Consider the following 26,577-nt stretch of genomic DNA (forward strand, 5'->3'; position numbering starts at 1 on the left):
CTTTCAATAAACATCTATTAGAAATTTTTCGCGTTCGGTTTGTTAAAACCATAACGTTCAAAAAATTCTTCTCTGAAATCACCAAGCCGGTCTTCCATAATAGCTTGTCTGACTTTCTCCATTAATCTTAACAGAAAATAGAGATTATGGTAAGACGTTAAGCGAATTCCAAACGTTTCATCGCATTTTATTAAGTGGCGGATATATGCACGGCTGTAATTTCTACAAGTGTAGCAATCACAATTTTCATCAAGCGGGCCAAAATCACGCGCAAATTGTGCATTTTTCACGACAAGACGGCCTGTGCTGGTCATTAATGTTCCATTTCTGGCAATTCGTGTTGGTAATACGCAGTCAAACATATCAATTCCACGAATCGAGCCGTCAATTAACGAGTCTGGTGATCCCACTCCCATTAAATAACGTGGTTTATTCGTTGGTAACAATGGTGTCGTAAACTCAAGGACACGGTTCATGACATCTTTCGGTTCACCAACTGACAAACCTCCAACAGCATAGCCTGGAAAGTCTAAGGAAACAAGGTCTCTCGCACTCTGTTTGCGAAGTTCCGCATATTCTCCACCTTGAACAATTCCAAATAAGCCTTGGTCATTTGGTCGGCTATGCGCGGTTAAACAACGCTCCGCCCAGCGTGATGTTCGCTCCACAGACTTTTGCATATACTCGTAAGTGGCAGGAAATGGCGGGCACTCATCAAAGGCCATCATAATATCGGAGCCAAGGGCATTTTGAATTTCCATCGCCTTTTCTGGTGATAAAAATAATTTTTCACCACTCATATGGTTGCGGAAATGGACTCCTTCTTCTTCAATTTTACGGAATTCACTTAAACTAAATACCTGAAACCCACCTGAATCGGTAAGGATTGCTCGGTCCCAGTTCATAAACTTATGTAATCCGCCCGCTTCCTTGATGATTTCGTGTCCAGGTCGGAGCCATAGATGATAGGTATTACTTAAGATGATTCCCGCACCCATTTCCTTTAAATCTTCAGGTGACATTGTTTTTACAGTAGCAAGTGTACCAACAGGCATAAATGCAGGAGTATCAAATGATCCGTGCGGGGTATGGACTCTGCCTAGCCGGGCCCCCGTTTGTTTACATGTCTTAATTAATTCATAACGAATAGCAGTCAATATTTTGTCTCCTTCCTAATGCAATCCTTAGATGATCAACATCGCATCACCAAAACTAAAAAAACGATACCGCTCAGTAACCGCAGTTTCATAAGCATGTAGAACATGTTCTCTGCCTGCTAACGCACTGACAAGCATAATCAAGGTTGATTTTGGCAAATGAAAATTCGTAATCATACCATCAATAGCTTTAAATTCATAGCCGGGATAAATAAAAATACTTGTCCAGCCGCTACCTTCTATAAAATGTCCATCATTTGCTGAGGCAATGGTTTCAAGGGTGCGTGTGGAGGTTGTCCCTACTGAAATTATTCTGCCCCCATTACTCCTAACCTCATTTAGCAGCCGTGCTGTCCCCTCTGTCATCATATAAAATTCAGAGTGCATATCATGCTCTAAGACATCGTCTACACTCACAGGACGGAAAGTCCCTAGTCCGACATGGAGGGTAATAAAGGCAATATGGACACCTTTTGCTTTAATCTCTTCTAATAAGCTGTCTGTAAAATGAAGACCTGCTGTTGGCGCTGCGGCTGAACCAGGTTCACGCGCATACACTGTCTGATACCGATCCCGGTCCTCTAGCTGCTCTTTTATATATGGTGGGAGCGGCATTTCACCTAACTGGTCAAGCACCTCATAAAAAATGCCTTCATATTTGAATTCTAAGACACGCCCGCCATGGTCCGAAGTTCCAGTGCAAACGGCCGTAAGTAATCCATCGCCGAAATCGATTTCGGTTCCTTCTTTTATTCTTTTTGCTGGCTTGACTAGTGTCTCCCAACTATCTCCTTCCAGCTGTTTCAAGAGTAACACTTCAATTTTGGCACCCGTATCTTTTTTGACACCAAAAAGACGTGCAGGAAGTACCTTTGTATCATTCAAGACAAGGCAGTCTCCTTCACGCAAATATTCAATCACATCTTTAAATACTTCATGCTTTATTTCACCGGATTGTTTATCAAGCACCATTAAGCGGCTGTCGGTCCGATTGTGCAATGGTACCTGCGCAATTAATTCCTCCGGTAAATGAAAATCAAATAAATCTACCTTCATATTATGACACCCTAATCTATTTTTTAATAAGAAATGCGAAACCTTCCACCGGACAGAGCCTAACGTATGTTATCTCGGGGGAGGAACCTCCATACCAAAATGGTGATAAACCAATGGGGTTACCACTCTGCCACGTGGAGTTCTTTGTAAAAAGCCAATTTGTAATAAGTATGGTTCATAGACATCTTCGATCGTTTCAGATTCTTCTCCAATTGAAGCTGCAATGGTATCCAGGCCGACGGGTCCACCTCGGAATTTTTCGATAATGCCCTTTAGCAATTTATGGTCGATATGGTCTAAGCCGAGTTTATCGACTTGAAGGAGTTCCAGCGCTTCTCGTGCAAGAGCAAGATCAATTGTTCCATCCCCTCTTACCTGGGCAAAATCTCTCACCCGGCGGAGGAGGCGGTTCGCAATCCTCGGGGTCCCCCGTGATCTCCGAGCAATTTCTGCTGCTGATAGGCCATCAATTTCGGTCCCGAACACTTCGGCTGTTCGCAGGACAATATTTTTCAATTGGTCTTCTTTATAATACTCGAGACGACTTAAAACTCCAAACCGGTCGCGTAATGGGGCCGATAAGGAACCTGCCCTCGTTGTCGCACCAACCAGAGTAAACGGTGGGAGATCAAGGCGGACAGACCTCGCACTTGGTCCCTTCCCGATAACAATATCAAGACAAAAATCCTCCATCGCCGGATAAAGAACTTCTTCAATTGTCCGTTGCAAGCGATGGATTTCATCAATAAATAATACATCTCCAGGCTCAAGTGCAGTAAGAATCGCTGCTAAATCACCGGGTCTTTCGATTGCCGGTCCTGAAGTGGTTCGGATATTTACGCCCATTTCATTGGCGATAATGACGGCAAGTGTCGTTTTCCCCAATCCGGGCGGACCATAAAGCAGCACATGATCTAACGTTTCCTTCCGCATTTTTGCAGCCTTTATATAAATATCGAGATTTTCCTTAACTTGATCTTGTCCTATATATTGACTGAGAACTTGCGGCCTTAGGCTTTGTTCTATGCTCATCTCGCTCTCGTTAACTTCACTAGATATAATCCGGTCTTCCATGAATCATCACCTATTTTAAAAGCCGCTGCAGGGCTTTTTTAATGTATTGGTCTGTAGACATTTGTTCTTTTCTTAACTCAGGTGTTATCTTATTGATTTCTTTCTCGGAATAACCTAATGCTTTCAAGGCAAGAATGGCTTCTTCTAAATTTGAATTTCCCTTTTGTGTAGGTAGCTCAAGTTGGTCGGCATTAAATAAATTGGGGAAATAGTCTGGAACAATGTCCTGTAATTTTCCTTTTAGGTCCAGGATCATTTGACGAGCCGTTTTTTTCCCAACTCCCGGGAATTTGACAAGGAAACTCTCGTCTTCATTTTCAACAGCCGTAACCACCTGCTGCACTTCACCTGAAGCAAGGATGGCCAGTGCCCCTTTGGGACCAATTCCTGAAACATTTAATAATTTTGTAAAAAGCTTTTTCTCTTCTCTTGTTTCAAAACCGTAGAGCGCGAAGATGTCCTCACGAACATAATGGTAGGTAAACACTGTTACCAATGTTTCCATTTTACCTGCATAGATAAACGGATTGGGCGTTGCAATTTGATAACCGATTCCGTTGTTCTCAATCACTATATATTCTGGCCCGACAAATTCGACGGTCCCTTTAATAAATTCGTACACTTGAATTCTCTCCCCTAGTTTTGCACTGTATTTCATTCTACCATACAATTTTGAGTTAGTTATAGAAAATAACTATTGGGAGAAACATCAAACTATTCGGAATATGGATTCGCTGATTGATTTGCGATATTCGCTGATTGAAGTTTGTGATTCACTCATTGAAGTCCGGAATTCGCTCATTAAACTATGAAATTCGCTCATAGAACTAAAGAAACACCCTAATCGACCTCTATTTTCAAAAAAAAACCAGGCTGAATGGGCGGCATCAGTCTGATTGATAGGTATTTCTATTCTTTTTTTAAAGTATATGGCTTAAATGTCTCTAAAACTTCTACATATCGATCCTTATTTTTGATTGGAATGCCTTGAATCAATTCTTCTTGCTTTGTGCTTTCCAGCTTCTTAATATCTATTTGAAAAAATGATTGTATAATTCTTAATTGGCCAGGTTTTCCATTAAAAATGCTCAAAACACCATCTTCGGTAATTCCAAAAAAGCCATTTGCCTTTAGCAAGGGGGATATGTCATTGACTTGCTTTTGAAAAACCAATGTCGTTCCGTCAATGTCAATCAGCTGCCATTGATCATACTTAGCCCAAAAGTTTTCCAAAGACCAGCATGTCTCATTGACCACTTCTTGACTTATTTCCCCATCCAAATAAACCCTTTCCAAAATAACCTTCATATTTAGAGGTTCAGTTTTTTCCTCTTTCTGATGGTTATCCATGGGAGCGGCCGAGCCAATAATGGTCATTTCCTCGGCATTAAAAATAAACATGAAGAGAAGAACAGCGATTCCGGCGAACATATACCTACACCATGCCATCCAATGAAACCTCATGCTACTCACCTCTTATTGTTAAAAATTGAACATTCTATACAGTACTAGTTTAGCCTTATTTTGCCTTTTTATCCTCCATTACATGTTAAAAAGGGTAAAGCTTAATGCTTTACCCTCAACCTGGAAGGAATTATCTTCCACCCTTTTCCTGCTGACTATCATTATAAAAGTTACGGTCACGGCTAAGGGTTCCCTCATCAATGATGACCTTTACCGTTCTTCCATTTGCGTATGGCTGTACTGCTTTCTGAATTGCTCTTTTGGTAGCCGCAGCCTTACCATGGTTATTTAAATTCACAGAAACAATGATCGTATTTCCATAGGCAACGGATCGAACGGCCTGTACATTCGGAACCGCACCTACTTTGTTTCTGATTTTATTCGTAACATTATTTTGAAAGTCGGGGTCGGTAGCCACTCCAGTATTTCTGGTATTAACATTCAGATGACCGTGATAATTCATATCACTCGTACTAAAGCGATTATCTCGTTGGAGGAAATTACGGTCATGAGAAGCTAAAGGTTTTGTTGGATTCGTTGGATTCCCATTTCCATCCCTAGTTTGAAGCTGCCTTCTTCTGTTTTCATTCGTAACTAGATCCTCATCGCCTAGAGAATGATCCATCATTTCCGTAATTGCCCCGTCGTCATCTCTAAAAAGATCATTATTTGTGGTTGGGTGGTTTTCATTGGAGTAATATCCGACTGGATTTAAAGAATTTTTATTGTTATCGTTAACCCCTGCACGATCATTATTACTTGCACATCCAGCCAGCCCCAACAATAATGTGGCTGAAAGAGGAATCATCCACTGTTTCTTGTTCAAGCGAAAAAACCCCCTCCATTAACATCCTGAGCATGTAAAACCCATGCTCATTAATAGGGTGTTATTTTTGAGGGGATTTCATTCAGACGGAAAATTCCAACTCCGGTTAGTCCACTAACCCCTTTATATGATCAATAAATTTTTTTCTTGCATAAAACTGATTGATCGTTAAATCCATTACTTGCTTATATTTCATATGGTCCATATACGATTTTTCACGAATCATTCGATTCCATTCCCGAAAAATATCAGCTGGATAGGCTAATGCATATAAAAAAGCGGCTTCGTGTAAATATTTCTTTATTTGTTTCAGACTTGAAAGTTTTTCGAACGACCAATCAAGATAAGGTAAAATCCGGTTAGCATATTGTAAATAATCAAAGGAAGCAGGACCAATGCTAATTAAATCAAAATCAATAAGATTTAATTGTCCCCCTGTATCCCTTAAGAAATTATGATGGGCTACGTCCCCATGGAGAATGAGAGGGGGTTCTTTTTGAAAGAAACTCCGGTTATTTTCCATGCCTTCCAGTGACCAGTTTGCCCAATCGAGCATTTCCTTGATCACTGTCTCATTGATAAAATAGCCAAGATAGGGAAGATTATTGGAAAATACATTTAATCGTTCCGACCATTTTTCGATGAGATGTCCTTTTGGAAGCAAGGTTCGATAGCGTGCTTCAAACGATGCCGTGGTTTGGTGAAATTGTTCTAATAACTCAATTCCTTCTTGACGATTTTTATGTGAGTGGAACGAAAATACCGATTTATTTGGAGGTATGTATTCCATACATCCAAAGTAGGTTCCTTCAAAAAACAGCTGTTCTCTCACAGGAGAGGTCAAAAATAAATAGGTCTTTGTAAATCCTTCTTTTTTCAGGGTGGCTGTAAAGGCTTCTTGGAGTCTTAGCCTATTGTTGGTATGATACCCTTTTAAAACGTAAGTATTTCTATCTGTTCTTAAATAAATAACAGATTTTCGAATCGGAACCATCTGAAGGATTCGCTCATAGAACTGTGATTGAAAATAAGAGAGGAGACGATCAAAATAATCATCGTCTCCCTTTTTATGATTTGGTGTTTTAAAGGCTCTCATCTTGGTAACCCGGCATCCCATAAGGACTTGTTCCTACCGGACCCATACCATATGGATTCATATAAGGAGGCTGTGCTGCATTAACAGGCCCTGTATATGGTGCACTGTATATTGGCGGGGTTGGCGGCTCAAAGTTTGGAGTCATTGGTTCACGCTGAAGCATTTGTGCCTGTTGTTGCATTGGTGCTTGTTGCGGCATCGCCATTGGTGCTTGCTGCGGCATCGCCATTGGTGCCGGCATTCCCGCTGGCATTCCTGCCGGTGTTCCTCCACAGCCGCAATCACCTCCACCACCTATGGGAAAACCTTGTGGTGGCTGCATGAACGAACCAGGTCCAGTCATTTCTGGAGATTCGAAATGAGCAGGTACACCCACTGGACCACTCATTTGCGGGTATCCAAATGGCATTTGGCCATACGGTACACCCATTCCATACGGATTTCCCATCGCAGGATTTCCATACATGCTTCCAGGCATTACCTGAGATGGTGCAAAGCCAGCTGGATTTTGTGCTGTCTCAAACCCTGAAGGACTTTCCATTGGGAAACCTGTTGGCATTTGGCCGAAGCCTCCTGGCATTTGCTGACCAAATCCTTGTGGCATTTGACCGAAGCCCCCTGGCATTTGCTGGCCAAATCCTTGTGGCATTTGATCAAAGCCCGCCGGCATTTGCTGACCAAATCCTTGTGGCATTTGATCAAAACCTGCCGGCATTTGCTGGCCAAATCCTTGCGGCATTTGGTCGAAGCTTCCTGGCATTTGCTGGCCAAATCCTTGTGGCATTTGATCGAAGCCTCCTGGCATTTGCTGGCCAAATCCTTGTGGCATTTGATCGAAGCCTCCTGGCATTTGCTGGCCAAATCCTTGCGGCATTTGGTCGAAGCTTCCTGGCATTTGCTGGCCAAATCCTTGCGGCATTTGGTCGAAGCCTCCTGGCATTTGCTGGCCAAATCCTTGCGGCATTTGGTCGAAACCTCCTGGCATTTGCTGGCCAAATCCTTGTGGCATTTGGTCGAAACCTCCTGGCATTTGCTGGCCAAATCCTTGTGGCATTTGGTCGAAGCCTGCCGGCATCTGCTGGCCAAATCCTTGTGGCATTTGGCCGAATGCTGACGGATCCATGTAAGGGTAACCCATTGGTGCCTGTGGTGATTGAGCCCCCATTACAGCCCCCTGATTATAGGCCGGGTTCATAACAGGCAATTGTGGCATAAAGGATGATTCATCATCGAATTGCGGTGCAACAAATGATGTTCCTGCAACAGATGGCGCTGCCCCAGGATTTCCTGGGAACCCACTAGGCATGACAGGCGGCATCGGAATCATTCCTCCTTGTCCTTGTGGGTAGGCCATGAATGGGTTCATAGGCATCGGGAATCCGCCAAATGGAGGACAGAATCCAGGTCCTGGCATAATTGGAGTAACTGGAACACAATTATCCGGTAACGGCGCCACCGCTGCAGGTGCTTCCATCACTGGAGGCGGTGCAGGAACAACAGGTGTTTCTTTGATTGGTGCTTCTTTGATTGGCATTTCCTTAATTGGCATTTCTTTAATTGGCATTTCCTTAATTGGCATTTCCTTAATTGGCATTTCCTTAATTGGCATTTCCTTAATTGGCATTTCTTTCTTTGGTACTTCTTTGATCTCTGGCAGAATATTTGCAGGTTTAGGCGGCAATTGTGGTTGTTGTACTGTCATATTTTGCATGTTCATCATGTAATAATTGTTAATATCTATTTCTGGGACGATTTGTATGGGCATTTTTGGAGTATAAGGTGCTATTGGTGCTTCTTTGATTATTGGTGCTTCCTTGATTGGAGCCTCTTTAATTGGCGCCGCCTTAATTGGCGCTTCTTTAATCGGTGCTTCCTTAATTGGTGCTTGTTTAATCGGCGCTTCTTTGATTGGTGCTTCTTTTATGGGTTTCTCTTTGACTAACGGCTGCTCAGCAAGCGGCTGTTCTTTCTTGGATCCTAAATTGATTTTTGTACCTGGTTTAGATCCCATTGGTGCTTCTTTTTTTATAGTTCCACCTGAAGTTGGGACCTTTATTTTCATACCGGGCATAATCATATCAGGGTTGCTGAGCTGTGAATTCATTTTTTTCAGCTCTTCAAAATTCACGCCGTACTTCTTGGCAATCTTCCAAAGAGTATCCCCTTTCTGTACGATATGGATCTTCACTCTGATTTCCCCTCCTATGGCATAAGTCCATATAGTCTATGTGAAAATGGGCAAAGTGCTATCCTTCTTCACAAAAACTTATGCATTTTCTCAAAAGAATATGAATCCCGCATAAAATATAAAAAGATGCAATTATGGAAAATTGCATCTTTTCAACTGATATTATGAATTTGTCAACATCCGCTCAAGCGCTAACTTTGCATTCTCGGCAACCTCAGAACTAACTTTAATAATATTATTTGTCTCTTCAAGTGTATCAAGGCTCCAAACCAAATGCGGCAAGTCAATCCTGTTCATCGTTAAACATGGACACATATGCGGATTTAACGAAATGATATTTTTATCAGGATGGTTTTGAATTAAGCGGTTGACAAGATTCATTTCTGTACCGATTGCCCAAGCTGTTCCAGGCTCCGCCTTTTCGATAGCATTAATAATATAACTCGTTGACCCTGCCATATCGGATAATTCTACTACTTCGCGGCGGCATTCAGGATGAACAATGATTTGCATATTAGGATATTTATAGCGAGTATCAATCACATTTTGTACCGTAAAATTTTCATGAACCGAACAATGACCTTTCCAGAGGATGACCTTAATATCTGAAGTGTCACCTTCAAACTCCAGTTCATTGGTAATTGGGTTCCAAATCGCCATTTCGTCTAATCCTACCCCCAATTCAACGGCTGTATTTCGTCCAAGATGCTGATCGGGTAAGAATAAAATTCGTTCCTTCATTTCAAATGCCCACTTAACCATCGTCTCGGCATTAGAAGAAGTAACCGTTGCCCCGCCATGTGCACCCACAAACGATTTAATGGCTGCTGTTGAGTTAACATAGGTTAATGGAAGAATCGTATCTCCAAACAATTCCTGGAGCTTTTCCCATGCTCTTTCTGTTTGCTGAAGATCAGCCATATCAGCCATCGAACAGCCCGCGCGCATATCTGGCAGGATAACCTTTTGATTTTGATTCGTTAAAATATCGGCTGTCTCTGCCATAAAATGAACACCACAGAAAACAATAAATTCGGCGTCTGTATTTTTTGCTGATAATTGTGCAAGTTGTAAGGAATCACCGGTGGCATCTGCAAACTGTACAACCTCGTCTTTTTGATAATGATGGCAAGGAATATACAGACGAGGACCAAGTTCCTTTTTCACCTCTATAACCCGATTTTCGAGCTCTTCTCTCGACATTTGTTTGTATTTTTCAGGAATCATATTTTTTTGTAACGTGGCTATTAGATTCATGCTACTCATCTCCTTTATTCCACTGCACTTTTACACTGATATCTAGTGCTTTGTAAGAATGAGTTAAGTACCCAAGGGAAATATAATCGACACCCGTGTCGCGATAATCAGCTATATTAGCCAATTGGATTCCGCCGGATGCCTCAGTAACAATCGTCGCTGGAACCATTTGAATTAATTCTTTAATTTCATCCGGAGTCCGGTTATCAAACATGATCACATCTGCCCCTGCATTTACCGCTTCTAACACCTGATCTTTCGATTCCACTTCGACTTCCACTTTCACCATATGACCTGCCTTTTTCCGAACCGCTTCCACTGCTTTCGTAATAGAACCAGCAAATGAAATATGGTTATCCTTAATCATGACCCCATCATATAAACCGAAGCGATGATTAAATCCGCCTCCACAGCGAACGGCATACTTTTCAAGCATGCGAAGCCCTGGAGTAGTTTTCCGGGTATCACATATTTTCGTATGGCCGCTATCAAGGGTTTCGACCGTTTTTCGTGTGAGCGTGGCAATCCCGCTCATTCGTTGGATCAGGTTCAGGATCACTCTTTCCCCTTTTAATAAGTCAGCTATTTTCCCAGAAACTTGGGCTAACTTGTCACCATAGTTAATTGCTTGGCCATCCTTCACAAACACACGCGTGGAAATCTCATTATTTAGCAACTGGAACCCTGTCTTAATAATTTCTTCTCCACAAAAAATCCCTTTGTCTTTTGCAAGAAAAACAATTTCGCCTTCTGTTTCATCTGCAAAAATTAAATCAGTGGTCATATCCTGTTCCCCAATATCTTCAATAAAAAACTTCTCAAGTTGCGAGCGCAGTTTCAATGTGTTCATTGGACTTTTCCCTTCCTTGCTTATAGTTATGAATGATTGATTTCCTTAACCAATGGTGATCATCTTCTTTTGGGCAATCACTTCGAAAATGCCCGCCCCTGCTTTCTGTCCGTTTTAACGCTGCATCTGTCATTAGCTTGGCTGTGACCAGCATAAAAATCTTTGTTATCTGTTGAGTGGTACACGTATCTAAATGGATCGTTTCGGCCTTGAATTGCTGTAACCAAGCTTGCTGTTTTTTCAAATTCACTTCATTACGAACAATTCCCACCCGTTCCATCATCGAATCCTTAATTTGTTGGACACGCGGTAAATGAACTGGTTTCTCCCCTTTAGGTTGACAATCCTGATGTTTTGTTTTTATTTGGGGACTTTTCCATCCTTCATTTATCCACTTCGATAACTGTTCCCCTTGAAATAATCCCTCTAACAAGGAATTACTTGCCAGGCGATTGGCACCATGTAAACCTGTACAGGAGGATTCGCCGATCGCATATAGTCCATTTAGGGAAGATCGTCCGATTAAATCGGTTTTAATTCCGCCCATTAAAAAGTGGCTGCCTGGAGCTACAGGGATTTTCCCATCCGCAATCTGGATCCCTTGCTCCTCACATAGGAATGTAATCGAAGGAAATCGCACCCTAAAATCTTCAATGTTGCTTATATCTAAATAGATCTGTTTTCCTTTTTTCAAGTATTCATAGATTCGTTGGGAGACGACATGCCTCGGTCCGAGATCCTTTAACGGGTGAACCCCCTCCATGATTCGGGTCCCATCTTCTGTAACGAGAATGGCACCTTCTCCCCTTACGGCTTCAGAAATTAAGCCGTTTGTTTCTCCGTTTATATATAAGAGCGTCGGATGAAATTGATTAAATTCCATATCGACGATGTCCGCGCCGGCTAAATAAGCCATTGCAATCCCATCACCCGAGACGGTTTTGGCGTTAGAAGTGTAAGTATATAGCTGACCACAGCCCCCCGTTGCAATAATTACATGATGTCCATAAAATCTTAGGATGGACCCAGTGGCTGTTTTCGCTTTAACACCAATACAAATGTTCTGTTCTCTATTAAGGAGTAATTCATAAGCGAAGACATTCTCTTCGACATTGATATTTCGCTTTTGCTTGAGCTCAGTGATCAGATACTCCATTACGTTCTTACCCGTAGCATCACCGCCGCCATGAACAATTCTCTTCTCACTGTGTGCCCCTTCCATCCCAAGAGACAATTCGCCATGTTGATTTTTATCAAAGATCTCGCCTTGTCGTGCCAGGTTCTTGATAAGTTCCGGCGCCGCAGTAATAATTTCCTGAACCACCTCTTGATTGTTGTGAAATCTTCCCGCTTCAAGTGTATCGACCACATGCTTAGAGGGGTGGTCGTTCTCCCCCAGTGCTGCCGCGATCCCGCCTTGAGCTAGATAAGAATTGGCTGTCCTTAATTTTTCCTTTGTGAGTATCCTCACATTTAAATTGCTAGATAATTGAACAGCCAGCTGTAAAGCGGCTATTCCACTTCCAATTATTAATACATCATCATTTGCCATGTTGACCCTCCTGACATAACAGGTGTCTTGACATATATATTTACATAGAATTAAACTAAAAACAAGTATTTTTATAGAAAAGTAGAATCGCCCGTCCTAAAAAAAATTGAATGGGAGAAGAATCATGAAATATTTTGACTATGCAGCGACCACTCCACTAGACCCTGAAGCAGCTGAGGTGTATTTAAAAGTGGCAACAGAATACTTTGGTAACTCCAGCAGTCTCCACGATATTGGTGGACAATCAGCTGCCTTACTGGAAAATTGCCGAGAAGAATTGGCCAGTCTAATGGGTATAGATAAAAATGGGCTGTTCTTTACAAGTGGCGGAACAGAGGGGAATTTTTTAGCAATCGAAGCCTTATTGTCCTCCACTAAAAAAGAGGGTAAGCATATAATCGCAGGCATTGCGGAGCATTCATCCATCCATGGAGTCCTTTCGAGATTAAAGGAAGCTGGATATGAAATCACCCTGCTCCCGCTTAATGAAAACGGCCTGATTGATCAAGAGCAGCTGGTCCATTCAATTAAGCAAGAAACCATTCTACTCACCCTGCAGCATGTGAATTCTGAAATTGGCACCATCCAGCCAATCGATAAAATCGCAAAGATTTGCAAGGCCAACGAAATCCATTTCCACAGTGATTTTGTTCAGTCGTTTGGAAAAATAGATGTAAAAAGACTAGCTCAACTTGTCAGCAGTTTTACTTTTTCAGGTCATAAAATCTATGGCCCAAAAGGTATTGGCGGAGTATATGTCGATCCTCAACTCAAATGGGAGCCTTTTTTTCCAGGAAGTTCTCATGAACGCGGATTTCGTCCAGGTACAGTCAATGTTCCGGCCATTGCTGCGCTGACAGTTGCCGCACAGAAAATAATCGGAAAATTGCCAGAGGATATAAATAGATATGGATTACTGCGGAAAGCTTTTATTGAGACACTTGAGCCCATTAAAGATAAGGTGAAAATATATCAAGCAGCCGATGCCTCTCAGCAGCTTGCAAATATCATCGGGCTCCGGATTTCTGGTATTCAGGGTCAATGGATGATGCTTGAATGCAATCGGCTAGGATTTGCCATTTCAACCGGCAGTGCCTGTCAGGTGGGTATGCAATCCCCGGCAAAAGTGGCCCATGCACTAGGTTTAACCTCTGATGAAGCAAAAGAATTTATCCGTATTTCTTTTGGTCAATCGACGCGCTTGGAAGATGTAGTCGAACTGGGTGAGAGGATCGTGAATATCGTTCATGCCTTCAAGGCAACTACGGTTATATAAAAAAATTAAACTATGCTAAAATAGGGAAACAGCAATAGAAAATAGGAGGAATTATATGGTAGAGCAAAAAAAAATATTGGGAGAAGAAAGGAGGTCTTTCATTTTACAACTGCTAAAAGACAGTCCCGTTCCAGTGACCGGAAGTGAATTAGCCAATCGAACCAATGTAAGCAGGCAGGTGATAGTCGGTGATATCACGCTCCTTAAAGCAAAGAATGAACCCATTATTGCAACGAGCCAAGGTTATATTTATTTAAAGCAAAACAACAGCACTTATTCCTTTGAAAGGACAATTGCCTGCAGGCATTCACCTAATGACACCGAAAAAGAGCTGAATTTGCTCGTTGACCATGGAGTTTTTGTGAAGGATGTCAAAATTGAACACAAGGTTTATGGAGATTTGACGGCATCAATTATGGTTTCTAATCGCCAAGAGGTGAAACAATTCATGGCAAACATGCAAAAGACCAGAGCCTCTTTATTATCGGAACTAACCGAGGGAATCCACCTTCATACGATCTCAGCATCAAGCATCCAAGTCTTAGATGAAGCTGAAAAAGCTTTAAAAGCAGAAGGCTTTTTAATTGAATCATAAGTAAAACCCCACATAAAAAGGACCCGATCGGGTCCCTTTTAGTTTAGTCTAAACTCACCATAACAGATGGATAACTGCCTAGTATTGTAACACCGCAGCCTAATGCTTCTATTTCTGCTATTGCTCCGGGAATCAACACTTCATCCACTTTCATTTCGAGATCAATAATGAAAAAGTAATTGCCAATTCCGGTTTTCATCGGTCTTGATTCAATCTTAGATAAGTTCAATTTTCTCCAAGCAAAGGCGGATAACACCTGATGAAGAGTCCCAGCGCGATCCGATGGGAGTGTAACCATCAGTGTTGTCTTATAATTGGTTGATCCGCTAATCGCCTGAAAATCAAGTTCTTTCTTAGAGAGAACAACAAACCGCGTATGGTTATAATCAAAATCATGTACATTTCTTTTGACAATCGATAACCCGTACTCCTGAGCAGCCAGTTCATTGGCAATTGCTGCAATTTTCAAATCAGGGTGTTCCATTACCATTAATGCGGCTGCCGCTGTTGATGAGACGCTTTGAAATGGGACACCTTTTAAATGGTTATGTAGAAATTTATGGCATTGGGCAATCGCATGGGAGTGGCTGTACACCTTACTGACGTTCTGCCAATTTTCCTGATTATCGGGATGTACCATCAAGTGCTGCTTGATCGGCAAGGTTATTTCACCAATTATTGGAATTTGGACTTCCTGTGTTAAATAATCGAGTGTAATATTCACAGATCCTTCTAGCGCATTTTCAATTGGAACAACAGCCAATTCAACTTCTTTATCAACTATGGCATCCATGCTTGCAGGAATTGTTTGATAGGGCTCATGTTCATATCCTTGAAATACCTTTTTTACGGCTAATTCTGTGAATGTAGCTTTTGGTCCTAAGTATCCAACTTTCACTGTTTCCCCACTCCTTATTTTTATAAAAAGAGAGCTGAGAACAGGTGTAGTTTGTTCTACACACCTGTTCCCAGCACTTCTACCTTCTCTACAAACTCGAGCTTCCTAAGTTCCTCAAGTAACTCATCTATTTCCATCGTGATGTTTGAAGTGTTTAATGAGAGTGTTACATTTGCCCTGCTTTGCAACGGAATCGTTTGGTGAAGGGTAACAATATTGCAGCCTGAGTTTGCAACGACACTGAGCAAGTGGGACAGTGTACCAGAGCGATCTTCTAAATGAAAGAAAAGCGAGATAATCTTTTCTTTTTTTATGGTTGAAAAAGGAAAAACAGTATCTCGGTATTTATAAAAGGCGCTTCTGCTTAAATCTACTTTTTGAACAGCATCCGCAACAGATTCTGCCTTACCTCTTTCCAGCATCTCTTTTACATCAAGCGTTTTCTTCATTGCTTCCGGCAAAACATCTTCACGCACTAAGTAAAATTTTTTATCCATTTTTATCACTCTACCTTACTCTCTTTTGGACACGTTCCCTTCTACTCAATAAACTCAAATTCAAACTCCATTAATTTCACAATATCCCCGTCTTTTGCTCCTCTTTCCCTCAAGGCTTCATCTACACCAAGACCACGAAGTTGACGTGCAAAACGGCGAACGGACTCTTCTCTCGAGAAGTCTGTCATTTTAAAGAGTTTATCTGTCTTTTCACCAGAGACGACAAATGTGCCATTCGGTTCTCTTGTAATTTTAAATGCTTCCGGTTCTGCCTCGTGCTTATAAAGAACACGGTGCACACCCGTTGTTTCCTCTTCATCCTCGTGCTCAAGTGGAAATTCAGGTGTTTCCTCAATCTTATCTGCAACAGCATACAATAATTCACGAAGACCTTTTCTTGTTACGGCTGAAATCGGGAAGATTGGATAATCCTCTTCGAGCTGCTCTTTAAACTTTTTCAAATTTTCCTCAGCTTCCGGCATATCCATCTTATTGGCAACGATAATTTGCGGACGCTCGGTCAATCGCAAATTATATTCACTTAATTCGCGATTGATGGTCTGATAATCCTCAAATGGATCTCTGCCTTCCATCGCAGACATATCTATCACATGAACAATCACCCTTGTCCGTTCAATATGCCGCAGGAATTGATGTCCTAAGCCCACACCTTCACTTGCCCCTTCAATTAAACCTGGAAGGTCTGCCATAACAAAGCTGCGCCCATCTTCCGTTTCGACCATCCCAAGATTCGGAACAATCGTTGTAAAATGATACTCAGCAATTTTCGGTTTTGCCGAAGATACAACGGATAAAAGCGTTGACTTCCCGACACTTGGAAATCCAACAAGGCCGACATCAGCAAGCAGTTTTAATTCAAGGATTACTTCCCGCTCTTGACCTGGTTCCCCATTTTCAGAAAGCTCTGGTGCAGGGTTTGCAGGGGTGGCAAATCGTGAATTTCCGCGCCCGCCACGGCCGCCTCTGGCGATGATTGCTTGTTGTCCATTTTCAACTAAATCAGCAATTACTTCTTTCGTATCTGCATCAATCACCACTGTTCCAGGCGGTACCTTGACAATCATATCCTTTGCACCGGCACCATGCTGGTTTTTGGACATGCCATGCTCCCCGCGCGGTGCTTTAAAATGACGCTGATAACGGAAATCCATTAATGTGCGCAAGCCTTCATTTACTTCAAAAACAACATTGGCACCTTTCCCGCCATCCCCGCCTGCTGGACCGCCTTTTGGTATATATTTTTCTTTACGGAACGCGACCATACCATTACCGCCGTCTCCGCCTTTTACATAAATCTTCGTTTGATCAACAAACATCTTATTCCTCCAGTCTGCATTTCAAATCAAAAAATGTCACGAAAAGAGTCTTAGCTTTTCCTATTTTTTTTGATAAGGTATATACACTTCTAATGCGAATTCGCTTTCTGTGAAGTCCTTGACCACGATGTCGAGTAGACTATATGGTTCTGAAAGGAATTCATTGATAACTTCGCTTTTTATTATTATCCCGCTAAAATCAAAAAAGAAACGAATCCCCTTTGATTCCGGGTCAATTGTTACGGATAAATGATTTTCTTGAAACGCTTCAATCGTCTCATTTAAACAGGTAAATAAATGAGATGTCCACTTTGTTAACAGGTTCTCATTGATTGGATCAACTTTGGTATCATGAAGGACCTCATATTCAAGTTTAAAAGAAGGATTCTCCCAATTTGATTTTAACAATAGTGAGGCAAACAAAGGCATTTTCAAATTTGAAAGCTTTGACTCATGCTGCGCTTCAATAATTATTTCATCGATGACCGCTTTTGCCCGGTCGATTCGGTTTAAATCTAAGTTCCCCTTTATTAGTTGAAGCCTATTTAACCAATCATGCCGAGCATGCCGCAGCACTTCAACAATATCCCAATCTTTCTCCATACGTACACTCCCACATTAAGTGTCACAACACTAGTTTGCTGATAGTATATCAAAAAATGAACCATGAGTAAGCTTATTTTGTGATGAAAGTTAGTTAGAGGCAAAAAGAAGCATCTACGTAGCGTTTCCCGAAGTATATTATGGAAGGAAAAATTCGCTGGCAAAAAGAAAACTCTAACCAATCAGGTTAGAGTTTTCAAAGAATCCTTAAGCTTCTTGAGCTACTGGATAAACGCTCACTTTTTTGCGATCACGGCCGACACGTTCAAATTTCACAACGCCGTCAACTTTTGCAAAAAGTGTATCGTCGCCTCCACGGCCAACGTTTTCACCTGGGTAAATCTTTGTACCGCGTTGACGGTAAAGGATTGAACCACCAGTTACGAATTGTCCGTCTGCACGCTTAGCACCAAGGCGCTTTGCGATAGAGTCACGTCCGTTTTTTGTAGAACCTACACCCTTTTTAGATGCAAACAACTGAAGATCTAATTTTAATAACATTTATTCCACCTCCTGCTTTTTGAAGGTAATCTTTATGTGCTTTCCGTATTCTTCTTCAATCGACCGTAATGAAACAGCCATTCCTTCGAGAAGAATTTGCACTTTCTCTTGTGTGTTTTCTGGAAGATCTTCAGGAATCACACAGCGGAGAAAACCATCTGCTCGATGTTCAAGATCAGGAGTGACACCGGTTAGTTCATGCACCGCATTAATCGCACCAACAGATACGGCTGATACGCCTGCACAAACAATGTCTTTCCCACGATCTGCAAACAATGCATGTCCGCTCATTTCGAATGATTGAATCGTTCCGGACTGTTTACGATAAATCGTAATGTTTATCATCTATGATTCAACACCTTACGCGTTGATTTTTTCGATGACTACTTTAGTGTAAGGTTGACGATGACCTTGCTTCTTACGGTTGTTTTTCTTCGCCTTGTACTTGAAAACAATGATTTTCTTTTGACGGCCTTGTTTTTCAACTTTAGCTGTAACTGTAGCACCTGCAACAACAGGAGAACCTACTTTTACGTTTTCACCGCCAACGAAAAGAACCTTGTCAAAAGTAACTGTTTCACCAGCTTCAACATCTAATTTTTCGATGTAGATAGCTTGGCCTTCTTCAACTTTCAATTGCTTACCGCCAGTTTCGATAATTGCGTACATGAACTGCACCTCCTTATAAACTCAGACTCGCCATACACAGGCGCTTTAAACTTACGTTAAAGACTTAGGACCTGTTCTGTGCGGTTGTAGCACGGGTGCGCTACAAACATAACATTAAAATCCTAACATATTCTAGGCAAAAGTGTCAATAGAATTTTAGGAAGATCATTTTTCATTCAAACTTTTTTGCGCAATCTCATCAGCACTGCCAAACTGTTTTATCACATAATAATGGCGGTTAGACGGCTGAATCGAAAAAAACAACTTAAGATGTAAGAGCTCTTCTAAGGCTTCCCGGTGGGCTTGATTTGGGCCTAGTAGCTGTTCTTTCACCTCAGCGGTCGTTTCCACCAGGACAGCCTCAAATTCAGTATAGCGGTGCTCTAATAGCTCTCGTTCAAGCCGAAAGCCAACCGTTTCTGGACTGAGAATCCGGCCTGTCCCATCACAGACAGGACATTTCACTTCGAGTGCCTCTGAAAGAGTAACCTTTGTTTTCTTTCGAGTTAGTTGCAGAATGCCTAACGGGGTAAAGCCAATAATCTTTGTTCTTTTTTGATCCTTGGCTAATTCCGATTCGATAAGAGCATGAATAGCCTGCTTGTCCTTTTCACGCTTCATATCGATAAAATCGATGAGGACGATTCCGCCAATATCACGCAGACGCAGCTGGCGCACAACTTCCTTCGCAGCCAACTGGTTTGTTTTTAACACCGTTTCCTGATAATCCGTCTTCCCAGAAAATTTGCCTGTGTTCACATCAATAATCGTCAGCGCTTCCGTTTCATCAAAAATTAGGTAGGCACCATGTTCAAGCCAGACAATCCGTTTGAGGGCTTTATCAATTTCATGCTCGATATTATGTACTGAAAAAATATTCTCTTTTCCATTGTAATAACTATGTTTAACCTGATTATTTCGCTCTTCAGCCAGCTTTTTTAGTGATAAGTCATCGACGATTACTTCTCCGTCTTTCATTCTCCCCACATTGTCCAAGATTATTTCGATGAAAGTATCTTTTTGAAAAATAATCCCTGGCTTTTTAAGGCCTGCCGTTTTCTGCAACAGTTGTTGATACTGCTCGCGCAGGTTTGTTAGTTCAGAATGTATTTCTTCTTCGCTACTAGTAGGGGAGGAAGTTCGAAAAATCATCCCTTCTTCGTCGGTTTTTAAGTGACTGCCGATTCGGCGTAGTGCTGCTTGCTGCCTATCATCAGCAATTTTTTTTGAAACGGCCACATAACGACCCTTGGGCATGTAAATCAGATTAGGCCCCGAGATTTCAATAATCCCCGTTGCTCGGGCACCTTTCGTGCCGGTCGCATCCTTGTCAACTTGAACAAGCATTTTTTCTCCTTGATGGACGAACGAGCTGACGTTTTTTTGTTTATCTTGTGATAAGAGATACGAAGGAAGCACATCCCGGTGTAAATACGCATTTTTATCCTCGCCTATATCAATAAACACGGCATTCATGCCGGGTAATACTTTCGTCACAGTCCCAAAATAAATATTACCGACCAGTGATCGATGTTCTGGCCGGTCAAATACGATATTTTCCACACGGTTATCTTTTATATAAGCCAATCGCTTTTCCCGTGAGTTGTAGTTAACTATTAATGTTTCCAAACAAGCGACCTCACTTTTTTCTTTTTATTATACCTCAGTAATAAGAAAAGAGAAGGTCGCTGATTTTGTCGGTCAGGCGTTTTTCGGTAAAGTAGGCGTGTAAGAGTTCGTTTTCATCTAGCATTCCCTTTTCCTTGCCATCAGCCTCGACGATGATTGGATGTTTGCAGCCGCGTTGGAACTTTTCTAAGACATGAATAAGTAAATCTTCTTCATTGGCCTCAATTGGTTTCAATGTTTGCAGACTTGATTTCTTGCCATAATAGCGCTCCAATAAAAATCTCATAAAGATAAAGCGGCGCTGCTTCCACTCATGGTATAGCGAAAAATAAAGGAAGGCGATGATGACCCAGACATTGATATGTGTTGGGGCTGCTACAACAATAACCAGCGAAAAGATCGATAAACTAACCAAGGAAAGGATAAGCGTTAAGCGATGGGCGCTGGGGAAGGAACTTTTTAATGAAAGCAGTAAGAATACCAGTTTCCCGCCATCAAGCGGCCAAACAGGAAAGAGATTGAATATGAGTATCATCATATTATAGCTAAAAAACAGGTGAAAAAGGTCCACAGATATCAGGTCCATACTAACCAATCCATAGGCTAAAGCTACCATCCACACATGCTGGAGCGGCCCGGCTAGAACGACAATCATCTCTTCTTTTAACGGGCGATTGCCATGCTCATCCATTTCGGCAACCCCGCCAAACGGCAGCAGGGTGATTTTTTTGATTCTCCATGAAAAAAAAGAAGCCGCAGCCGCATGCCCCAATTCATGGATGAAAATGATTCCTAGTAGTAAGCAAACCTCGAGGAAATGAGCTGTGGCAACGGAAAGTGCAATGACAATCCATAGTAATGGATGGATGCTGATCAATCGAAATAAATTAATAGCTTTATTCAAAGCGTATCACCTGAATTGGGTCGATAAATTTATCGTCTTTTTTTATAGCAAAGTAATATTTACCTTTATCATCACCAGTGGATCCAGAGACGGTGCCAACTACTTGTCGTTTTTCGACATACTCATATAACTTAACGTCGATTTCATCTAAATTCCCATACCATGTTTCCGTTTTATCGGCATGTTGAACGACGACTGTTTTCCCAAGGCCTTCTTTTACACCTGCAGACATAACAAAGCCCTCATTAATCGTTTGGACGGATGCCCCTTTTCCCGTTTCAATCATAATTCCCTGCCCGTTCTTTTCGAAGTTTTCGAGGATTTTCCCCATCGCTGGGACGGAAAACTCAGTTTCAACCACCTCTTTTTTCTCCGTTTGATCTTTATCCGAAAAAGGTAAAAGGGCTAAAGGTTTTCCAAACTTGCTTTCGTACCAGTTTGATACGGTCGCAAACTTAAAATCCTGGTCCATTGTTTTAGTCACCATGTCTCTCGCTGGGTCAAAGGCAGTGGAATGGTTCCGAAATAATATCGCAACCACTAGAAATAGGAGGATAGAGGACAATATTTTAAAAAAGAAAACTTCCTTTTTAAATAATGGATGCCCATCCTCGCTATCACTCCCCTCTGGAGGAGTGTACTGATGAAAGCCATATTTTTCATCGTCACTTGGCCAAGCAATTTGGCGGTCGGGACTTTTTACAGATGTTGTTCCTTTATCATTTTTTCGCTTTGCGATTCGTCGCCGAATTTCTTCCGGTGTAGACCGCGCCATTTCCATCCACCCTTTTCACACTAATTTGTACAAGTCTATGAAGAGGAATGAAAGAGTATGTCTTGAAAATAAAACAACCTGTCCACAAGTGAGTGGACAGGCTGACATATAGCGGCACTTTTTTAACGGACACCAAAAAATTTCTTAATTTTGGTAAACATTCCCTTGTCTGCATTTTCAAGTGACTGCAGCGGGATTGATTCACCAAGGATTCTTCTCGCAATATTTCGGTACGCAATTGATGCTTTGTTATTCGGATTGAGGGCAATTGGTTCCCCGTGATTAGAAGCTTTAATCACTTCATCATCATCAGCGACAATGCCGATGAGTTCGATGGAAAGATGCTGTGTAACCTCATCAATCTCGAGCATATCCCCATTTTTGACCATATGATTTCGGATCCGGTTGATGACTAATTTTGGCGACTCCATATTCGGTTGTTTCTCAAGCAGACCAATGATCCGGTCCGCATCACGGACGGCAGAAGCCTCTGGTGTTGTCACGACGATCGCCTTGTCAGCCCCAGCAATCGCATTTTGGAACCCTTGCTCAATACCCGCTGGGCAATCAATAATAATATAATCGTAGTCCTGCTTTAGTTCGACGATTAATTCTTTCATTTGCTCTGGCTTCACGGCTGATTTATCAACGGTTTGTGCTGCTGGCAATAAGTATAATAACCCATCAAAACGTTTATCCTTCACAAGGGCTTGATGGATTTTGCATCTTTTTTCAACAACATCGACAAGATCATAAATAATTCTGTTTTCAAGTCCCATGACTACATCCAAGTTACGAAGACCGATGTCAGTATCTACTAAACATACTTTTTTACCTTGAAGGGCTAAGGATGTGCCGATATTAGCAGAAGTTGTTGTTTTTCCTACGCCACCCTTACCGGATGTAATTACGATTGCCTCTCCCACTTTAATGTCCCCCTTCTAATCTCGTTAAATTTGGTCTTAATTGGATTAACACTTGTAATCTATCAACAATGATTTGACGGCTTTCATCGATGTATGCACATTCCATTTCCCGTTTTTCATTGCTTTGAAAGCTGTCTGGTGCTCTATTTAAGCAATCACTAATTCGAAGCTGAGATGGCTTCATGCTGGATGCGGCAATGACTGCGTCATCATTCCCATAGCAACCTGCATGAGCTATCCCCTTTAACGTTCCCATGATAAAGATGTTTCCACCTGCAATGACCGTTCCACCTGGATTGACATCGCCAATTAACAACAGGTCTCCTGGGACTTCGAGGACTTGTCCCGAACGAATAATTCTAGAAACAGTCATTACCTCCGTTTCGGCCAATAATTCCTCAGCTTCATCCTTCGTGATTACATTCGATTCAATTTCATCCACAACAAAATTCTTTTTTTGGCGAATCAATTCTTTTAGTTCTTCCCGCTGCGGTTCCGTTAAATAGCGGTTACCAATTTCCACTTTGACAGAGGTTAAATGACGCTCATCCTGTGTACTGGAGTTGGCTGAAAGTTTATGATCAAGTTCCCTTTTTAGTTCTTCGTAGGAACAACTATCATCAAGATGAAGGACAAGTCCTTCCTTTGTCCCCTTTATTGTAACATTTTGCCGTTTTTTCATGGAGAATTTTTCACCTCATAATAAGAAAGCAATTTCGAAAACAAGCCAGTTCGAGAGGAATATGGATCCTCTAGCCTATTTCGAATCAATAGTCATACTATCCTAATAAAATTTCGACACGATGCGTCCATTCTCCTCTTTTTTAATGAAAAATCATTCGGCTCTTATTGCTTCCGAATGTTTTTCAAAAAGCCACTTTAATGGGTAGGCAGCAATGAGCGTAACAACTGCATTTAAGATAAGGCTTGGGTAAAAACGCAAGTTCATATAACTGATAAAATCAAGGTCTGTTACATGAATTAAATAGTTCATTTCATAAACACCAATCTCTAATAGTGAAACACCAAGAACGGCCGCAAGAAATGCCGTAATAATATTAGATTGTAAAACCTGCAATAGCTTATAAATCAGATAAGAGATAAATGGAAATAAGAAAAAGTAGATCCCGATAATTTCAACATATACGACATCAAATAAAAGTCCAAAAATGGCCGCATAAATAATTCCATGTTTTCTTCCGACAAAAATCGTTAAAAACAAAATAGCAATAAAAAGAAAGTGAGGGACAAATATTCGTTCAAACCCGAAAACCTTCTCGGGTAAATACTCCACAAAAAGACTTTCTACAATAAAAAGCAACAAAAATAAAAGAGGAAGAAGGAATTTTCTCACAAATCTTTCTCCTTCCCATCTGTTGATTGCATATCTACTGGCTGGGTCATTAACCTTTTAATAACAATAACATTTTCAATATCATAAAAGTCTGCACCAGGCTGCACTAAAGCCGTTTGATTTAATCCATACTGATCGGGCTTTACATCAACCACTTTCCCAATCAGCAGTCCTTTCGGAAAAACTCCGCCTAGGCCAGATGTGATCACTTTTTGCCCTTTTTCAATTTTTTCCCCGGATGGTATGGCTTTAACTAAAAGTAGTTTTCGTTTGTCATCAAACCCTTGGACAAATCCATATACATCTTTCTTGCCCTGCACAACAGCTGAGATACGATTTTTTGGATCCATAGCACTTAACAGTTGAATGGTTGAACTAAATTGTGTTACATTTTTGACTTTACCTACCAAGCCGGTTGCCGTAACAACAGCCATATTTTTTTTGATGCCATTTAATTTGCCTTTGTCGATAATAATCATTTCATGCCAACGATCAGGGTTTCTGCCAATTACGGTAGCTGGTAATGGTTTGAAGTCTCTCAGGGTTCTTTTTTCACCGAGAATGTCACGTAATTCTTCATTGTCTTGTTTCAGCTCTTGTACTTGTGCTTCAAGATTGACAATTTTTTCAACCCGCGATTTTAATTCCTTATTCTCATCGTATGTATTTTGCAAATCCTGGAGATTTTCAAAAAAGCCTGTCACAAAATGAGTAGGCTTTGAAACCAGGGATTGAACCCAGCCGGTGGTATCTTTTAGAAATTGCTCCGGCCAGGATAGTTTACTTCTCTCCCTTAAAGAAAACCCAATCAATGCCACGAGAACAATGATGCTGACAAGCAAAATAATCAGACGTTTATTCAGAAAGAACTGTGGCATGATTATACACCTCTATTTTTCTAGATAAAAAGTATCGTTTTTTTAATTTTAAATATGCCTTATGTGCCGAATAGCACAATCTAATCTAACGCGAATCTCTTGATTTATTTTTAAATAAATGAATATGATCCAATGCTTTTCCTGTCCCAATGGCCACGCAATCAAGCGGATTCTCTGCAATCAGCACCGGCATTTTCGTTTCTTCACTTATAACCCTGTCCAAATTTCGGAGCAGTGCACCGCCGCCGGTTAGAACAATCCCACGGTCCATAATATCTGCCGCAAGTTCAGGTGGTGTTTTTTCTAATGTATTCTTGACTGCTTCGACAATCGCAGTTACGGTATCTTTTAATGCACCAGCAATTTCTTTGGCCGTGATTTCAATCGTCTTTGGTAGGCCTGTTAATAAATCTCGGCCGCGAATTTCCATATTGTCGACGCCTTCAGCGTCCCCAGCCGAGCCAATTTCCATTTTAATCGTTTCTGCCGTACGGTCCCCGATCATCAAATTATAGTTTTTTCTAATATAAGTAATAATCGAATCGTCCATTTCATCGCCAGCCACTCGAATGGATATGCTTGTAACGATTCCACCTAATGAAATGATCGCCACTTCGGTGGTTCCACCGCCAATATCAACGACCATGCTGCCGGTTGGTTCCCAGACTGGTAAATTTGCACCAATTGCTGCTGCGAATGGCTCTTCAATCGTATACGCATCCTTAGCCCCAGCTTGTTTCGTTGCATCGATGACTGCTCGTTCTTCAACTGCGGTAATCCCAGAAGGCACACAAACCATAACATAAGGATTCCCAGTAAACACGTTTTTACTTTTTTGTGCTTGACGAATATGGTACTTCATCATGGCAGCAGTTGTTTCAAAATCAGCGATGACGCCATCCTTCATCGGTCTCATTGCGACAATATTCCCCGGTGTCCGTCCAATCATATTTTTCGCGTCATTACCAACGGCGACAATGTTTTTTGTATCAGTCTGCATTGCCACAACGGATGGCTCGCGCAGAACAATTCCTTTTCCTTTTACATATACAAGGGTATTTGCAGTCCCCAAGTCAATCCCAAGATCTCTTGCTCTAATTCCAAACATAGTTTTGTATCTCCCTTTCTGAACCGTAATGCAAAAACTCCAATAGATAGATAATCACTTTACTATCATGTCTTTTTTCCTAATATTTATCTAGTTTAATCTTTAAG

General features: G+C 41.4%; 27 protein-coding genes, 2 pseudogenes and 1 other annotated feature. Of the genes and pseudogenes, 3 read left to right on the top strand and 26 right to left on the bottom strand.

Features of this window, described 5'->3' with window-relative positions; genetic code table 11:
* Window positions 1-17 precede the first annotated feature (17 nt).
* The 7 genes from tgt to FS608_RS03155 all read right to left on the bottom strand — a co-directional run bounded on the left by tgt (window position 18) and on the right by FS608_RS03155 (window position 6,673).
* Window positions 18-1,157, bottom strand: a complete 1,140-nt coding sequence (tgt, locus tag FS608_RS03125; RefSeq protein ID WP_144547795.1) for a tRNA guanosine(34) transglycosylase Tgt — start codon at window positions 1,155-1,157, stop codon at window positions 18-20.
* Window positions 1,158-1,184: 27 nt separating this feature from the next.
* On the bottom strand, window positions 1,185-2,213 hold the full coding sequence (gene queA, locus FS608_RS03130; RefSeq protein WP_144547796.1) for a tRNA preQ1(34) S-adenosylmethionine ribosyltransferase-isomerase QueA: 1,029 nt from the start codon (window positions 2,211-2,213) through the stop codon (window positions 1,185-1,187).
* A gap of 69 nt (window positions 2,214-2,282) precedes the next feature.
* Window positions 2,283-3,287, bottom strand: a complete 1,005-nt coding sequence (ruvB, locus tag FS608_RS03135; protein ID WP_144547797.1) for a Holliday junction branch migration DNA helicase RuvB — start codon at window positions 3,285-3,287, stop codon at window positions 2,283-2,285.
* Window positions 3,288-3,297: 10 nt separating this feature from the next.
* On the bottom strand, window positions 3,298-3,909 hold the full coding sequence (ruvA, locus tag FS608_RS03140; RefSeq protein WP_144547798.1) for a Holliday junction branch migration protein RuvA: 612 nt from the start codon (window positions 3,907-3,909) through the stop codon (window positions 3,298-3,300).
* Window positions 3,910-4,196: 287 nt separating this feature from the next.
* Window positions 4,197-4,751, bottom strand: coding sequence for an intercompartmental signaling factor BofC (locus FS608_RS03145; protein WP_144547799.1), 555 nt, complete (start codon window positions 4,749-4,751; stop codon window positions 4,197-4,199).
* A 130-nt stretch (window positions 4,752-4,881) separates the two neighbouring features.
* Window positions 4,882-5,577, bottom strand: coding sequence for a YhcN/YlaJ family sporulation lipoprotein (locus FS608_RS03150; protein WP_144547800.1), 696 nt, complete (start codon window positions 5,575-5,577; stop codon window positions 4,882-4,884).
* A gap of 106 nt (window positions 5,578-5,683) precedes the next feature.
* On the bottom strand, window positions 5,684-6,673 hold the full coding sequence (locus FS608_RS03155) for a phosphotransferase (RefSeq protein ID WP_144547801.1): 990 nt from the start codon (window positions 6,671-6,673) through the stop codon (window positions 5,684-5,686).
* Between the two features lie 1,814 nt (window positions 6,674-8,487).
* Here FS608_RS03155 and FS608_RS31725 point away from each other — a divergent pair.
* Window positions 8,488-8,541: pseudogene (locus tag FS608_RS31725) on the top strand (hypothetical protein); the annotation flags it as partial.
* A gap of 142 nt (window positions 8,542-8,683) precedes the next feature.
* On the opposite strand, the pseudogene safA reads toward FS608_RS31725, so the two are convergent.
* The 4 genes and pseudogenes from safA to nadB all read right to left on the bottom strand — a co-directional run.
* Window positions 8,684-8,861: pseudogene (safA, locus tag FS608_RS31730) on the bottom strand (SafA/ExsA family spore coat assembly protein); the annotation flags it as partial.
* Window positions 8,862-9,023: 162 nt separating this feature from the next.
* Complete coding sequence (nadA, locus tag FS608_RS03170; RefSeq protein ID WP_144547802.1) at window positions 9,024-10,118, bottom strand: quinolinate synthase NadA; 1,095 nt, start codon at window positions 10,116-10,118, stop codon at window positions 9,024-9,026.
* Between the two features lies 1 nt (window position 10,119).
* On the bottom strand, window positions 10,120-10,968 hold the full coding sequence (nadC, locus tag FS608_RS03175) for a carboxylating nicotinate-nucleotide diphosphorylase (RefSeq protein WP_144547803.1): 849 nt from the start codon (window positions 10,966-10,968) through the stop codon (window positions 10,120-10,122).
* On the bottom strand, window positions 10,937-12,520 hold the full coding sequence (gene nadB / locus FS608_RS03180; RefSeq protein ID WP_144547804.1) for an L-aspartate oxidase: 1,584 nt from the start codon (window positions 12,518-12,520) through the stop codon (window positions 10,937-10,939). Before nadB ends, nadC begins: the two co-directional genes overlap by 32 nt.
* Window positions 12,521-12,644: 124 nt before the next feature.
* Here nadB and FS608_RS03185 point away from each other — a divergent pair, with 124 nt between their 5' ends.
* Window positions 12,645-13,796, top strand: a complete 1,152-nt coding sequence (locus FS608_RS03185; RefSeq protein ID WP_144547805.1) for an IscS subfamily cysteine desulfurase — start codon at window positions 12,645-12,647, stop codon at window positions 13,794-13,796.
* A gap of 55 nt (window positions 13,797-13,851) precedes the next feature.
* Window positions 13,852-14,391, top strand: coding sequence for a transcription repressor NadR (locus FS608_RS03190; protein WP_144547806.1), 540 nt, complete (start codon window positions 13,852-13,854; stop codon window positions 14,389-14,391).
* A gap of 43 nt (window positions 14,392-14,434) precedes the next feature.
* Here FS608_RS03190 and pheA read toward each other — a convergent pair whose 3' ends face one another.
* The 15 genes from pheA to FS608_RS03265 form a co-directional block, all read right to left on the bottom strand.
* Entirely contained in the window at window positions 14,435-15,289 is an 855-nt protein-coding gene (pheA, locus tag FS608_RS03195; protein ID WP_144547807.1) for a prephenate dehydratase, read from the bottom strand.
* A gap of 56 nt (window positions 15,290-15,345) precedes the next feature.
* Window positions 15,346-15,786 (bottom strand): ACT domain-containing protein, encoded by a 441-nt coding sequence (locus FS608_RS03200; RefSeq protein WP_144547808.1) that lies wholly within the window; start codon window positions 15,784-15,786, stop codon window positions 15,346-15,348.
* Between the two features lie 41 nt (window positions 15,787-15,827).
* A complete protein-coding gene (gene obgE, locus FS608_RS03205; RefSeq protein ID WP_144547809.1) occupies window positions 15,828-17,123 on the bottom strand; it encodes a GTPase ObgE in 1,296 nt (431 codons plus the stop codon).
* Window positions 17,124-17,183: 60 nt separating this feature from the next.
* Window positions 17,184-17,726: a Spo0B C-terminal domain-containing protein gene (locus tag FS608_RS03210; protein WP_144547810.1), complete on the bottom strand. Its 543-nt coding sequence runs from the start codon at window positions 17,724-17,726 to the stop codon at window positions 17,184-17,186.
* 207 nt (window positions 17,727-17,933) lie between these two features.
* The gene (gene rpmA / locus FS608_RS03215; RefSeq protein ID WP_026563442.1) at window positions 17,934-18,227 is read right to left on the bottom strand and encodes a 50S ribosomal protein L27; all 294 of its coding nucleotides are present in this window, start codon (window positions 18,225-18,227) and stop codon (window positions 17,934-17,936) included.
* The gene (locus FS608_RS03220; protein WP_144547811.1) at window positions 18,228-18,572 is read right to left on the bottom strand and encodes a ribosomal-processing cysteine protease Prp; all 345 of its coding nucleotides are present in this window, start codon (window positions 18,570-18,572) and stop codon (window positions 18,228-18,230) included. It abuts the gene before it with no gap.
* A 15-nt stretch (window positions 18,573-18,587) separates the two neighbouring features.
* Window positions 18,588-18,896, bottom strand: coding sequence for a 50S ribosomal protein L21 (rplU, locus tag FS608_RS03225; RefSeq protein ID WP_026563440.1), 309 nt, complete (start codon window positions 18,894-18,896; stop codon window positions 18,588-18,590).
* 13 nt (window positions 18,897-18,909) lie between these two features.
* Window positions 18,910-18,992 (bottom strand) — a sequence feature (ribosomal protein L21 leader region).
* Window positions 18,993-19,061: 69 nt separating this feature from the next.
* Window positions 19,062-20,525, bottom strand: coding sequence for an Rne/Rng family ribonuclease (locus FS608_RS03230; RefSeq protein WP_144547812.1), 1,464 nt, complete (start codon window positions 20,523-20,525; stop codon window positions 19,062-19,064).
* 34 nt (window positions 20,526-20,559) lie between these two features.
* Window positions 20,560-21,429: a M50 family metallopeptidase gene (locus FS608_RS03235; RefSeq protein ID WP_144547813.1), complete on the bottom strand. Its 870-nt coding sequence runs from the start codon at window positions 21,427-21,429 to the stop codon at window positions 20,560-20,562.
* Window positions 21,422-22,204 (bottom strand): M23 family metallopeptidase, encoded by a 783-nt coding sequence (locus FS608_RS03240; protein ID WP_144547814.1) that lies wholly within the window; start codon window positions 22,202-22,204, stop codon window positions 21,422-21,424. The genes FS608_RS03235 and FS608_RS03240 overlap by 8 nt, the downstream gene beginning before the upstream one ends.
* 122 nt (window positions 22,205-22,326) lie before the next feature.
* Window positions 22,327-23,130, bottom strand: coding sequence for a septum site-determining protein MinD (gene minD, locus FS608_RS03245; RefSeq protein WP_144547815.1), 804 nt, complete (start codon window positions 23,128-23,130; stop codon window positions 22,327-22,329).
* A gap of 1 nt (window position 23,131) precedes the next feature.
* Window positions 23,132-23,812: a septum site-determining protein MinC gene (gene minC / locus FS608_RS03250; protein ID WP_144547816.1), complete on the bottom strand. Its 681-nt coding sequence runs from the start codon at window positions 23,810-23,812 to the stop codon at window positions 23,132-23,134.
* Between the two features lie 153 nt (window positions 23,813-23,965).
* Complete coding sequence (mreD, locus tag FS608_RS03255; RefSeq protein ID WP_144547817.1) at window positions 23,966-24,484, bottom strand: rod shape-determining protein MreD; 519 nt, start codon at window positions 24,482-24,484, stop codon at window positions 23,966-23,968.
* The gene (mreC, locus tag FS608_RS03260) at window positions 24,481-25,362 is read right to left on the bottom strand and encodes a rod shape-determining protein MreC (protein ID WP_144547818.1); all 882 of its coding nucleotides are present in this window, start codon (window positions 25,360-25,362) and stop codon (window positions 24,481-24,483) included. The genes mreD and mreC overlap by 4 nt, the downstream gene beginning before the upstream one ends.
* 85 nt (window positions 25,363-25,447) lie before the next feature.
* On the bottom strand, window positions 25,448-26,470 hold the full coding sequence (locus FS608_RS03265; RefSeq protein WP_144547819.1) for a rod shape-determining protein: 1,023 nt from the start codon (window positions 26,468-26,470) through the stop codon (window positions 25,448-25,450).
* Window positions 26,471-26,577 lie beyond the last annotated feature (107 nt).

The sequence above is a fragment of the Bacillus sp. X1(2014) genome (genome assembly GCF_007678255.1).

What these genes read in the sequence shown, in the direction of transcription:
- queA (WP_144547796.1), bottom strand. Translation starts at nt 2,213, where the DNA reads ATGAAGGTAGATTTATTTGATTTTCATTTACCGGAGGAATTAATTGCG.
- ruvB (WP_144547797.1), bottom strand. Translation starts at nt 3,287, where the DNA reads ATGGAAGACCGGATTATATCTAGTGAAGTTAACGAGAGCGAGATGAGC.
- FS608_RS03145 (WP_144547799.1), bottom strand. Translation starts at nt 4,751, where the DNA reads ATGAGGTTTCATTGGATGGCATGGTGTAGGTATATGTTCGCCGGAATC.
- FS608_RS03155 (WP_144547801.1), bottom strand. Translation starts at nt 6,673, where the DNA reads ATGAGAGCCTTTAAAACACCAAATCATAAAAAGGGAGACGATGATTAT.
- nadA (WP_144547802.1), bottom strand. Translation starts at nt 10,118, where the DNA reads ATGAATCTAATAGCCACGTTACAAAAAAATATGATTCCTGAAAAATAC.
- nadC (WP_144547803.1), bottom strand. Translation starts at nt 10,968, where the DNA reads ATGAACACATTGAAACTGCGCTCGCAACTTGAGAAGTTTTTTATTGAA.
- nadB (WP_144547804.1), bottom strand. Translation starts at nt 12,520, where the DNA reads ATGGCAAATGATGATGTATTAATAATTGGAAGTGGAATAGCCGCTTTA.
- FS608_RS03185 (WP_144547805.1), top strand. Translation starts at nt 12,645, where the DNA reads ATGAAATATTTTGACTATGCAGCGACCACTCCACTAGACCCTGAAGCA.
- FS608_RS03190 (WP_144547806.1), top strand. Translation starts at nt 13,852, where the DNA reads ATGGTAGAGCAAAAAAAAATATTGGGAGAAGAAAGGAGGTCTTTCATT.
- FS608_RS03200 (WP_144547808.1), bottom strand. Translation starts at nt 15,786, where the DNA reads ATGGATAAAAAATTTTACTTAGTGCGTGAAGATGTTTTGCCGGAAGCA.
- obgE (WP_144547809.1), bottom strand. Translation starts at nt 17,123, where the DNA reads ATGTTTGTTGATCAAACGAAGATTTATGTAAAAGGCGGAGACGGCGGT.
- FS608_RS03210 (WP_144547810.1), bottom strand. Translation starts at nt 17,726, where the DNA reads ATGGAGAAAGATTGGGATATTGTTGAAGTGCTGCGGCATGCTCGGCAT.
- rpmA (WP_026563442.1), bottom strand. Translation starts at nt 18,227, where the DNA reads ATGTTATTAAAATTAGATCTTCAGTTGTTTGCATCTAAAAAGGGTGTA.
- FS608_RS03220 (WP_144547811.1), bottom strand. Translation starts at nt 18,572, where the DNA reads ATGATAAACATTACGATTTATCGTAAACAGTCCGGAACGATTCAATCA.
- rplU (WP_026563440.1), bottom strand. Translation starts at nt 18,896, where the DNA reads ATGTACGCAATTATCGAAACTGGCGGTAAGCAATTGAAAGTTGAAGAA.
- FS608_RS03240 (WP_144547814.1), bottom strand. Translation starts at nt 22,204, where the DNA reads ATGGCGCGGTCTACACCGGAAGAAATTCGGCGACGAATCGCAAAGCGA.
- minC (WP_144547816.1), bottom strand. Translation starts at nt 23,812, where the DNA reads ATGAAAAAACGGCAAAATGTTACAATAAAGGGGACAAAGGAAGGACTT.
- mreC (WP_144547818.1), bottom strand. Translation starts at nt 25,362, where the DNA reads ATGCCACAGTTCTTTCTGAATAAACGTCTGATTATTTTGCTTGTCAGC.
- FS608_RS03265 (WP_144547819.1), bottom strand. Translation starts at nt 26,470, where the DNA reads ATGTTTGGAATTAGAGCAAGAGATCTTGGGATTGACTTGGGGACTGCA.